This is a genomic window from Photobacterium sp. Alg240-V54 (assembly GCF_900537155.1).
Taxonomy (GTDB): domain Bacteria; phylum Pseudomonadota; class Gammaproteobacteria; order Enterobacterales; family Vibrionaceae; genus Photobacterium.
This window is the reverse complement of record NZ_UNRL01000011.1, coordinates 1-11542: the sequence shown is the minus strand read 5'-3', so window position 1 is coordinate 11542 and position 11542 is coordinate 1. Positions and strand designations below refer to the sequence as shown.

11 protein-coding genes, 1 rRNA gene and 1 riboswitch are annotated in these 11542 nt (G+C 41.0%); of the genes, 9 read left to right on the top strand and 3 right to left on the bottom strand.

What is annotated here, in order from left to right:
• The first annotated feature begins 1 nt into the window (after position 1).
• The 3 genes from G6R09_RS17795 to cysQ all read left to right on the top strand — a co-directional run bounded on the left by G6R09_RS17795 (position 2) and on the right by cysQ (position 2297).
• Positions 2 to 760 carry a type II secretion system protein N gene (locus G6R09_RS17795; RefSeq protein WP_065167761.1) on the top strand — a complete coding sequence of 253 codons (759 nt, stop codon included), beginning with the start codon at positions 2 to 4 and terminating at the stop codon, positions 758 to 760.
• 142 nt (positions 761 to 902) lie between these two features.
• Entirely contained in the window at positions 903 to 1460 is a 558-nt protein-coding gene (gene nudE / locus G6R09_RS17790) for an ADP compounds hydrolase NudE (RefSeq protein WP_065167760.1), read from the top strand.
• Between the two features lie 3 nt (positions 1461 to 1463).
• Entirely contained in the window at positions 1464 to 2297 is an 834-nt protein-coding gene (gene cysQ, locus G6R09_RS17785; RefSeq protein ID WP_163923817.1) for a 3'(2'),5'-bisphosphate nucleotidase CysQ, read from the top strand.
• A gap of 72 nt (positions 2298 to 2369) precedes the next feature.
• Here the strand turns inward: cysQ and sthA are convergent, their stop codons facing one another.
• On the bottom strand, positions 2370 to 3785 hold the full coding sequence (gene sthA, locus G6R09_RS17780) for a Si-specific NAD(P)(+) transhydrogenase (protein WP_065167758.1): 1416 nt from the start codon (positions 3783 to 3785) through the stop codon (positions 2370 to 2372).
• Positions 3786 to 4103: 318 nt separating this feature from the next.
• Between sthA and fabR the strand changes: the two genes are divergently transcribed.
• Both fabR and G6R09_RS17770 read left to right on the top strand, forming a co-directional pair.
• A complete protein-coding gene (gene fabR, locus G6R09_RS17775; protein WP_060998579.1) occupies positions 4104 to 4736 on the top strand; it encodes an HTH-type transcriptional repressor FabR in 633 nt (210 codons plus the stop codon).
• A gap of 27 nt (positions 4737 to 4763) precedes the next feature.
• Positions 4764 to 5135 carry a YijD family membrane protein gene (locus G6R09_RS17770; protein WP_065167757.1) on the top strand — a complete coding sequence of 124 codons (372 nt, stop codon included), beginning with the start codon at positions 4764 to 4766 and terminating at the stop codon, positions 5133 to 5135.
• A gap of 72 nt (positions 5136 to 5207) precedes the next feature.
• Here the strand turns inward: G6R09_RS17770 and trmA are convergent, their stop codons facing one another.
• A complete protein-coding gene (trmA, locus tag G6R09_RS17765; protein WP_065167756.1) occupies positions 5208 to 6314 on the bottom strand; it encodes a tRNA (uridine(54)-C5)-methyltransferase TrmA in 1107 nt (368 codons plus the stop codon).
• A gap of 147 nt (positions 6315 to 6461) precedes the next feature.
• Positions 6462 to 6697, top strand: a riboswitch (cobalamin riboswitch).
• A gap of 30 nt (positions 6698 to 6727) precedes the next feature.
• Here trmA and btuB point away from each other — a divergent pair.
• From btuB to murI, 3 genes are read left to right on the top strand one after another with little or no spacing between them, the layout of a single operon-like run.
• Entirely contained in the window at positions 6728 to 8557 is a 1830-nt protein-coding gene (gene btuB / locus G6R09_RS17760; RefSeq protein WP_065167755.1) for a TonB-dependent vitamin B12 receptor, read from the top strand.
• A gap of 58 nt (positions 8558 to 8615) precedes the next feature.
• On the top strand, positions 8616 to 9314 hold the full coding sequence (locus G6R09_RS17755) for an adenine nucleotide alpha hydrolase (RefSeq protein ID WP_163923814.1): 699 nt from the start codon (positions 8616 to 8618) through the stop codon (positions 9312 to 9314).
• A gap of 30 nt (positions 9315 to 9344) precedes the next feature.
• Complete coding sequence (gene murI, locus G6R09_RS17750) at positions 9345 to 10142, top strand: glutamate racemase (protein WP_082967931.1); 798 nt, start codon at positions 9345 to 9347, stop codon at positions 10140 to 10142.
• Here the strand turns inward: murI and G6R09_RS17745 are convergent.
• On the bottom strand, positions 10111 to 10572 hold the full coding sequence (locus G6R09_RS17745) for an RNA-binding protein (RefSeq protein ID WP_065167753.1): 462 nt from the start codon (positions 10570 to 10572) through the stop codon (positions 10111 to 10113). The genes murI and G6R09_RS17745 overlap by 32 nt on opposite strands.
• A gap of 734 nt (positions 10573 to 11306) precedes the next feature.
• Here G6R09_RS17745 and G6R09_RS17740 point away from each other — a divergent pair.
• Positions 11307 to 11542 (top strand): 16S ribosomal RNA (locus tag G6R09_RS17740); the annotation flags it as partial.

Genomic DNA, 11542 nt, shown 5'->3' with positions numbered 1-11542 from the left:
CGTGAAATTTAAGTTAGCCGTCGGTGCCAGTTTTGGTGCAGTATTTATTGCCAGTTTAGTGGCCCATGTTCCTGCGAGTTGGTTATGGCAGCATGCACCTAAAATTAATGGTTTAGCCTTAGAAGGTATTACAGGAACACCATGGCAAGGCTCTGCAGCCAATGTTCGCTGGCAGAATCAACCTTTTGGGCATTTGCAATGGAATATGCGTATTGGTCGCTTGCTACAAGGTGAGCTTGCATTTGATGTTCGGTTTGGAAAAGGCAGTGAATTTCAACTTCAAGGACAAGGGTTAGTGGGTTATAACAGTGATGGCCCATTCGCGGAAAAATTATTGTTATCAATGCCTGCCGTTCAAGCAATAGCACAGGCTCAATTGCCTGTTCCGCTAACGGTAACAGGTAATTTAGAATTAACCGTTAGAAATTATCACTATGCCGCACCCTATTGTAAAACACTTGATGCAACCTTAGCTTGGGTACAAGGATCAGCAGCAACCCCAATGGGAACGATAAACCCTGGACCTGTTTTTGCCGATTTAAGTTGTGCTAAAGGTGCAGTTGTTGCCAAAATCAATCAAACCTCGGCTGATGTTAGCAGTGATTGGCAAGCTAACCTTGCTACCAATCGCCACTATAAATTTCACGGGTGGTTTAAACCGGGAGCACAATTTCCTGCTGGGCTTGCAAAACAATTAAAATGGTTAGGCGATCCGAATACTAAAGGCCAATATAAACTTAACTATTCAGGGCGACTGTAGCGTTAGTTAACATTTTAATCACAAAAGCATTAATAACCGGCAGTCGATTTCGACTGCCGCTTTCTTTCTGGTGATTATTCGCTTTTAATTAGAGTAAGCTTTTTTTATTCTGGTAATGCATTTCATTAAACAGGACCTAATCATGGCGATAGGCAAAGATAAACCCCAAATCTTAGCTGCTGAAGTTGTAGCACAATCACGACTTTTTAAAATTGAATCATTGGAATTACGTTTTTCTAATGGTGTCGAGCGCACTTATGAGCGCATGCAGCCAAGTGGACGCCATGCAGTATTGATTGTTCCGGTTACTGCTGATGGTGATTTATTACTTATTCGTGAGTATTCAGCAGGCACTGAGCGTTATGAATTAGGTTTTCCTAAAGGTTTGATTGATGCTGGTGAAACAGCACTTGAAGCAGCAAATCGTGAATTAAAAGAAGAGATCGGTTTTGGTGCGCAACGATTACAGCCATTAAAAGAAGTGATTTTAGCCCCATCGTATTTTTCGAGCCGAATGACATTGTTTGTCGGCCAAGATTTATATCCCGAGCGTTTAGAAGGTGATGAGCCTGAGCCGTTAGAGATTGTGCGCTGGCCGTTAGCACAAGCTGAAGAGTTGCTAACACATGTTGATTTTGCAGAAGCGCGTAGTATTAGTGCGCTGTTTTTAGCCCTAAAGTATTTAGCTTGTGAGGAATAGCCAATGACACTTAACCATCTTATTCCTGAGGTGATCGATATTGCTCAAGCCTCTGGCCGCTTGATTTTAGATATTTATCAAAATGGTCAGTTTGAACAGCATATTAAATCAGATAATACCCCAGTAACCAGTGCTGACTTAGCCGCTAATCAATTAGTGGTTGAGCGACTATCATTACTGACACCAGATATTCCGGTGTTATCTGAAGAAGATGCTAATATTTCGCTGACTGAACGTAGCCAATGGTCACGTTATTGGCTGATCGACCCACTTGACGGCACACAAGAATTTATTGCGGGTAGTGGTGATTTTGCCACTATCATTGCACTTATTGAGAATAATAAGCCGGTAATGGGGGTGGTGTATGCTCCAGTCTCTGGCGTGACATATTATGCCGCGCAAGGCCAAGGGGCACATAAAATTACCGCTGATGGTGAAACGCGTGTGATCTCAACTAACAAACACCAGTCACCATTACGTGCGCTGACAATTGCGATTAGCCGACGTCAGAATGTTGATATCACTAAGGCGCGATTTGATAGTCAATATCAATATGATGTCGTTGAACTTGGCTCTGCTTCTCTAAAAGCATGTTTAGTCGCTGAAGGGGGCGCTGATTGCTATTTACGTTTAGGACCAACGGGGGAGTGGGATACCGCGGCAACGCAATGTATTGTTGAAGAAGCGGGCGGGCGAATTTTTAATACCCATATTACACCGTTGTCTTATAACTTACGCCAGACATTAGAAAATCCTAACTTTATTGTGTTAGGTGATGAACAGTTACCATGGACATCGATTCTAACTGCTGATGATCGCTTAATGACTGCCGAATAAAACCATCGCGAGTACAACATATAACGATGACGGAGCCTCAATGGCTCCGTTATTATTGTAATTTGGTGATAGTTAAAATAATCGATTAAGACCATTTAATGCCGCGACGCGAAATGCTTCTGCCATTGTCGGGTAATTGAAGGTGGTGTTAGCAAAATACTCAATAGTATTACCTTCGCCTTTTTGTTCCATGATCGCTTGGCCAATATGAATTATTTCAGCGGCACGTTCGCCAAAGCAATGAATACCGAGGATCTGTTTGGTTTCACGATGGAATAAAATTTTTAAACTCCCAACTTCAGTTCCTGCAATTTGAGCGCGCGCTAAGTGTTTAAATTGCGACCGACCGACTTCATAAGGAATTTTTGCCGCAGTTAATTGTTGCTCTGTTTGACCGACAGAACTGATCTCTGGCAGGGTATAAATACCAGTGGGAATATTAGCGATTAATTGTCCTTGCGCTTTACCAGTACTGATAGCTTGTGCCACAAATCGGCCTTGATCATAAGCCGCACTAGCAAGACTAGGGTAGCCAATTACATCCCCAACCGCATAGATATGATCCACTGTGGTTTGATAGTTACTATTAACTCGTAGTTGACCGCGCGAGTCAGCTTCTAAACCAACATGCTCTAATGCCAGTTTATCGGTATTACCAGTACGTCCATTGGCATACAGTAAACAATCAGCGCGCATCTTTTTGCCTGATTGTAAATGCACAATAACCCCGTCATCAGTGCCTTCTATGGCCTCAAAAGTTTCATCATTACGGATCATGGTACCGGTATTGGTGAGATGATAAGACAATGAGTCTGACATTTCGTTATCAAGAAATTCCAACAATCGTTGTCGAGTGTTAATCAAATCAACTTTAACCCCAAGTCCTCTAAAAATAGACGCATACTCACAGCCAATAACGCCTGCGCCATAAATAATAATATGACGCGGATCATGGGCTAATTGTAAAATTGAATCACTGTCATAAACTCGCGAATGCGTGAAATCAACACCAGCAGGTTGATAAGGGCGTGAACCCGTTGCAATAATAAATCGCTCAGCACTGAAATAATCAATGCTGCCATCATTGCAAGTCACGCTGACTGTATGAGAGTCAACAAATTGAGCTTCGCCATGAATTATTTGGCAGTGATTGCGATCATAAAAACCTTGCCGCATACGAGTTTGCTTACTGACAACTTCTGCTGCATGGTGAAGGATCTGACTAAAGGTACGGTGTAAAGTTGAGGTGTCGTTGCAATAGAGTGGGTTTTGATTGAATTCGATAATTCGGCTTACAGCATGACGTAATGATTTTGATGGAATCGTTCCCCAATGCGTACAGCCACCACCAACGCTATTTTCGCGCTCAATAATCGCAACCTTAAACCCAGCTTTAGTGAGTCCCATCGCAGCCCCTTCACCACCAGGACCACTGCCAATAACGATGACATCAAAATGATTATTTGGTGTGGATTGGTTATTAGACATAGCCTCATTCCTTGATTGGGTTATTTTATGTGAATAGTTATTATGGTAACGGTTTGGCTGATAGGGATGAATGGTTACATAGTCAGAGCTCGAACTGAGTCACGAAGTTTTTATTATTAATCAAACGTTATAGATCCTGATCGGTTATTAAACAAGCACCACAGTTTGTGATGTAAAATGCAAAATGATACTAATCTGGCTTTGCGTCAGTCGCACTCTACCTTTACTATGTGAGGGTATAGCGTCGTTACAATGACGCGGATGTTACTGTGTAAGCAGAGTATCATTGTAAGAAAATCACAGAGAAGCAGATAACTCATGGGGATTAGGGCTCAGCAAAAAGAAAAAACTCGGCGTTCATTAATTGATGCCGCTTTTAGCCAATTAAGTGCCGAGCGAAGTTTTTCTAATTTAAGTCTACGTGAAGTTGCGCGTGAAGCTGGTATTGCTCCAACATCATTTTATCGTCACTTTAAAGATATGGATGAGTTAGGGTTAACTATGGTTGATGAAGGCGGATTAATTCTTCGTCAATTAATGCGTCAGGCACGACAACGTATTGCTACCGAAGGCAGTGTTATCCGCACCTCGGTAGAGACTTTTATGGAGTTTATTGAAAGTAGTCCTAACGTATTCCGCTTATTGCTTCGTGAGCGTTCTGGTACATCGCCAGCTTTTCGAGCTGCTGTTGTGCGAGAGATACAACATTTCGTGGCGGAACTGGCTGAGTATCTTGAAGCTAAAACTGGGGTAACTCATGAAGAAGCATATACTCAAGCTGAAGCGTCAGTGACATTGGTCTTTAGCTCGGGTGCTGAAGCACTTGATCTAGATAGCCATGCTCGTGCTGAGCATGCAGAAAGACTGATTATGCAACTTAGAATGATTGCAAAAGGTGCCTATTGGTATCGAAAAGAGCGTGAGCGTCGAGAGCTCAGGCAGAAACTATAATTTCATTTTGATTTTGGTGAAGTATATATGGACAAGCAACAACTTAAAGCAGAGCGTAAAACACTGATTTTATCTGGACTAACAGGTTTATGTGGTTACGGCACTCTGGCTGTATTGTTTTCAAGCTATGTAACATTCTCTATTTTCCCTGTCTTGGCATTTGCCATGGCATTGTACTGCTTATATCAAGAATATATGCGTAAGCCGATGGCTGAAGGTATCCCAGCTGTTGCAAGTGCATGTTTCTTTGTCGGTGTGTTTGGCTACGCGGCATTACTTCGTGCTGAATACCCAGATATGGGATCAAATTTCATTCCATTAATGATTACTCTAGCATTACTATTTTGGGTGTCATACAAAATGGGTGTAATGGATAAGAAAGAGAAAAAAGCAGCGTAAGTATCTTGCGATGATAAAAACAAAAAGGCGCTATAAGCGCCTTTTTTATGTCTATATTGTGGCTAATTAAGCTTATTTACGCTCAAGCACAACTCCAGCTTCCATGTGATGGGTGTAAGGGAATTGGTCAAATAACGCGAATCGAGTAATGTTATGGGTTTCAGTTAGAATCGCCAAATTATCGCGTAGGGTTTCAGGATTGCACGAGATATACATAATATTATCGTAACCTTGCACCATACGGCAGGTACCGTCATCCATACCTGAACGTGGTGGATCAACAAAAATGGTGTTGCAATTATAACTTTGCAAATCAACATTCTGATCTTTTAGACGACGGAATTCACGTTTACCCGCCATCGCATCAGTAAAATCTTCCGCTGACATACGAATAATTTGCACGTTTTCAATGTTGTTTACCGCAATATTGTATTGGGCTGAATCAACCGAAGGCTTAGCTAGTTCAGTTGCCAGTACACGCTCAAAGTTTGGCGCGAGTGCAAGTGAAAAATTACCGTTACCACAATACAGCTCAAGTAAGTCACCAGCACTATCTTGAGTGCAATCAACCGCCCATTCCAACATTTTCTGAGCAACTTCACCATTTGGCTGAGTAAAGCTATTTTCAACTTGTTTGTAAGTTAACGTTTTATCATGAACTTTTAGTTCTTCAATGACAAAGTCTTGGTCTAAGACGATTTTCATCTTACGTGCACGACCAATCAGGTTTAACTTAAATCCTTCGTCATTCAAACGTTGCTTTAATTGTTTCGCAGCTTGAGTCCATTCATCATCTAACTGGCGGTGGTAAAGCATTGAAACTAGGATTTCACCACTTAATGTTGATAAGAAATCGACTTGGAACAGTTTATGACGCAGGGCTTTTATTGGCTTGATTGCATCAAGTAACATTGGCATTAAATCGTTAATTAAACGGCTTGCTGCAGGGAACTGATCAACACGATATTTTTCACGCGTGTGTTGATTGAACATGATGTAATACAGTTCTTCGCCTTCGTGCCATACACGAAATTCTGCACGCATACGGTAATGCTCTGCAGGAGAGGCAAACACCTCCAATTCAGGCGTTTCAAAATCGCTAAGTAGATCTTGAATACGGGCTGCTTTTTCATCCAACTGTGGCTGGTAGTCAGCGGTATTAAGGACGGTGGATGTCATAGTGTGTGCCTCGACTGCTCAAAATAAGACCGCAGATTTTATTGTATTGCACACTGATGTCCAGTGTTGGGGCAAATTAAAATTGCGGAGACCCTAAAAATCTATCACTAATAACAAACAAAACTAGACATAAAAGCAATACACCACTAGCATTCGCGCTGTGCTGGTTAGCCTTGGAAGGCTAGGGAATACGGTGTAAATCCGTAACTGACGCGCAGCGGTAATAGAGAACGAACGCACATGGATGTAATCCAAACACTGTTGATGCTCCCTACAAATAATCAGTGCATGATTTAGTATAGTGACAATGGGAAGTTGTTGCCTAGGCGACCAAATGGTCATGCTCTTAAGTCCGAATACCAACCAGCAGACAAGCAATCTTGCTTTGATATAACGCGACTTAGGAAATTGTAATGAAAAAATCCCTTTTAGCAGCGACAGTAGCGTCGTTGTGTCTCCCTTCTTTTGCTTCATTTGCCGCCGACACGACATCTGATGATGTGATGGTAGTAACGGCTAACCGCTTTGAGCAACCAGTAACATCTGTACTAGCGCCTTTTAATGTTGTCACTCGTCAAGATATCGATAACGTGCAGGCGAAAACATTAACTGAAGTATTGAGCTTATTACCAGGGGTACAGATCACTCAAAATGGTGGCCGAGGCCAAAGTTCAAGTATTTTTGTTCGCGGGGCAAACTCTGATCAAGTATTAGTCTTGGTTGATGGCATTCGTATGGCTCGCTCAGTTGCTGGCAACGTTGATTTTAACCAAATTCCATTAACTCAAGTTGAGCGGATTGAATTTACGCGCGGTGCGCGAGCTGCGATCTATGGTTCCGAAGCGATTGGCGGTGTGATAAATATCATCACCCTGACAGGTACAGATACGCCATCAAAAACGAAGTTAGATTTAGGTATTGGGAGTCATAACTACCAAGAGGCTAATGCTTCTGGCGCCTATAATATTGGGGATAAAACTGTATTACAGTTAGCTGCAGGTTACGAAAATGATAAAGGCTATAATGTTCATCCTCAACCAGGATTGAATGACGGTGATAAACATGGTTTTGATAGCCGTAATGCATCGTTAGCACTGCATCATCAATTTAGTGATCAAGTTTCAGGCTATGTCGCAACTCGGTGGTATAAAAATCATTATCAATATGATGGTTCAAGTATTTATTCTGGGCATCAGTATGTAAGAGCTGAAACGGAATTTAATGATTACTCTGCAGGTTTAAAATATGCTCAAAATAGCTATAAATCATCACTGATTTTTGATTATCAAAAGCAAGATAACCTGGATCTTATTGATAAAACTAATGTCGTGAATCGCAAAGATCAATATCACCAGCGCAATATTCAATGGCATAACCAGTACCAACTATTATCGACACTATCGGTGAGTGGTGGTATCGATTGGCGTCAAGAGCAATGGAATGATTTAACTGGTTTTGCTGGCAATAAAGAACGAGATAATACTGGTTACTATGCGATTGGCTTATGGGATTACTCGCCTGTTAGTATCGAAACCAGTGTTCGTCTAGATGATAATCAGCAATATGGCACTCATTCAACTTATAATATCGCTGGTGGCTGGTATTTGAATGACAATATTCAATTACGTGGTTCATACGGCACCGCATTTAAAGCACCGAACCTTTATCAATTGTATGTGAAAAGTGCTTGGTCAACTGGTAACCCTAATTTAAATCCTGAAACCTCAAAAAATATAGATGTCTCCTTACATGCTGATTACGACATTGGTAGTTTGGCGGTAACTGCATATCAAATGCGCATTGACGATTTAATCAGTTATACCGGCGGTACACCGTCTTATGAAAATGTTGCAGGCGAAAGCAAAATCAAAGGTATTGAAGTCGAAGCTGATTTTGATACCGGTATTATTAGTCACCAGCTAAACTTTGATTTTAAAGATCCTCGAGATAGCGAAGGTAAGCAGCTAATACGTCGTGAAAAGTTCTCATTTAAATGGGTCGGTAGCGCGAGTTATGGCGATCTAGATACCGCGGTAACGTACCAGTATCACGGCAAGCGCCCAGATTTTGATGTCGAATTACCCGCTTATGATACATGGGATCTGGCATTAACTTATTGGTTGCAGCCTAAATTAGCTCTAAAAGGCCGAGTGGCTAATCTTTTAAATGAGGATTACGAAACAGCTGCTGGTTATGCTATGCCTGGTCGAACGTTCTACACCAGTATTAATTACCAGTTTTAATATTTGATTATGTATAGACAAAGACCGCCATTGTGCGGTCTTTTTGATGGTGATGCAGATGAAAACAAAAATAATAATCGGTTGGTCATCAGGTAAAGATTCAGCGTTAACCTTATGGCGGTTATTGAACGATTCAGACTATGAGGTTGTCGGACTATTCACAACTCATGTAAATAACGATGTTCCCTTTCAAGCGACGCCTATCACGGTTGTTAAACAACAAGCACAGCGTATTGGTTTACCGTTAGTGCTTATTGCATTACCTGAAGTCTTTCCCACCAATGATATTTATCAGCAGACGATTATTGATGGCCTAAAAAATTGTGGCTTACCGTTTGATGCTGTCGCTTTTGGTGATTTGTTTGATAATGGTATTGCTGATTATCGCCGGCAGTATATTGAGCCCGCAGGATGGCAATGTATTTTCCCTTTATTAGGTCAACCTAGCACTCAATTAGCCAATGAAATTATTGAGTCTGGAATTAAAACTAAATTAGTCACCATTGACAGTACCCAATTAGATAGTCAATTTTGTGGGCGTTGGTTTGATCATCAGTTATTAAATGAGTTACCGACAGCAATTGATCCGTGTGGTGAAAATGGTGAGTTTCATTCATTGGTCGTTGATGCGCCTTTTTATCAGCAACCACTACATATAAAGTGGTTAGCTTGCGAAACAGAGACGCGATTTTGTTATCAACGCTATATGGTTATTGAGACAGATACTTTGCCGAATGTTGATATCGCAGTATCATGATAGCTTGATATCGTAATAAGGTTAGTGGTAGTGAAAAAAGTTGTCATTTTTGATTCTGGAGTGGGCGGTTTATCTGTTTATCAAGAGATCCATGCTTTACTACCGCAAGTGCAGTTCATCTATGCTTTTGATAATGCAGCTTTTCCTTATGGCGAGCTTGATGATGCCACCTTAATTAAGCGTACTAATCATATTGTGACGTTACTTGCTAACCAGTATCAGGCTGATTTAGTCGTTATCGCTTGTAATACCGCCAGCACGATTGTTTTACCTTCTTTGCGTCAACAGTTAACCATTCCGGTGGTGGGCGTAGTACCAGCAATAAAACCAGCCGCTTTAATTAGTCAGACTAAATCCATTGGGTTACTAGCCACTCCAGCAACGGTAAATCGAGATTATACCCATCAATTAGTACAGCAGTTTGCTAATGGGTGTGAGGTTAAGATGATTGGTTCGACACGATTAGTTGAAATGGCAGAGCAGAAACTACGTGGTAAAACTGTTGATATGGGGGAATTGGAACAAATTTTAAAACCTTGGCAAGGGACAATCGATAGTATCGTCTTAGGTTGCACTCACTTTCCATTGATCAAGCAAGAAATTCAGACCGCCTTTAAGCATCCAGTTAATGTGGTGGATTCAGGTAAGGCAATTGCTAAGCGAGTTGCACTATTGTTAGAACTGCCGAGTGGTGGTGTAGCGTTTGGTAATGCAATAAAGAATGTCACATACAGCAGCGCCGCAACATATGATGCTGCGGCGCTGAATAAAAGCTTAAATGCAATGCAGTTAGATACTATTCAAGATCTAAACTATCCGCATTTTTAGGCTCATTAGCCTCACGTACTTTTAGTGTGCGTTGACCATATTCTTGGTTGTTAAGTTGCTCAATGGCATGTTCCGCATCTTGGCTACTCATAACAACAAAGCCAAAACCTCTACGCTTGCCTGTACGCTTGTCTTTCATTAGGCGGACGGCAAAAACATCACCATGCTCAGCGAAAAGATTTTTTACATCACTCTCATTTGCACGATAAGGAAGGTTGCCAACATAAAGTGTTTTACTGCTCTGAGAGGGATCTGATTCATCGAGGATGGTATGTTTACTTTCTTGCATAAAGTGTAACGCCAGTCCTGTCAGCATTGCACCTAGTGCAAAACTGATGGCTGGTAGAGAACTACTGAACATACTAAAGATTAAGGCGCCAATGATAGCGATAGCAATCACGGTTATTGTGGTTTGGTTATTTGATTTCATATTTAAAGTACATCTCAAAAGGGAAAGAGAAGAATGCATTAAGTTGGTGTTTTAACATCAAGCTTACAATGATGCCAATTTTAATGACCTGTAATTCATAATAATTGAGCTTAAATTTACTCGCATGTGCTTATTACAGTCACATTGTTCACATTAGATGAAATAATCGGCAATTACATTCTTTTTTTTTAAAAAGGCTTGTCAGAGTGATCAAAGTCTCTATAATGCGGCTCCATCGAAAGGGAATACGGTTCAACAACCGACAGAGTTCAAACTTTTGATATTTAACTTATTAGTAATGATTAATCTTTAATTCAATGAATATTAGATGATTCTTTCTAAGAAGTTTTTCTTTAGCTGTTATAGCGAAGAAGAGTCAATAAGACGTTTTAAATAATAAAATTTCTTGTTGACTTTATATTGAGGTTGCGTATTATGCGCACCTGACTTGCTGAAGCGTAAATCGCTAAGGCATTGAAAGTCAACGTTCTTTAACAATTTGACCATGCAATCTGTGTGGGCACTCGTTGAATAGTTAAGTCGAAAGATTTATCAATGAACTGAGTGACCAATACAAATAACCTAATCTATTTATAGAGAAGATTGTTTGGCACAGTCAATTCATTATCGTTCTCTTCTCTATATGAAAAGAACAACGATAATAGCTTTAAAATTACTAAGGTAGTTTTGAAGTCAGTATTCATTGAGCCGTTTCGAAAGAAACAACAAAACTTTAATTGAAGAGTTTGATCATGGCTCAGATTGAACGCTGGCGGCAGGCCTAACACATGCAAGTCGAGCGGTAACAGAAAGAAAGCTTGCTTTCTTTGCTGACGAGCGGCGGACGGGTGAGTAATGCCTGGGAATATACCCTGATGTGGGGGATAACTATTGGAAACGATAGCTAATACCGCATAATCTCTTCGGAGCAAAGAGGGGGACCTTCGGGCCTCTCGCGTCAGGATTAGCC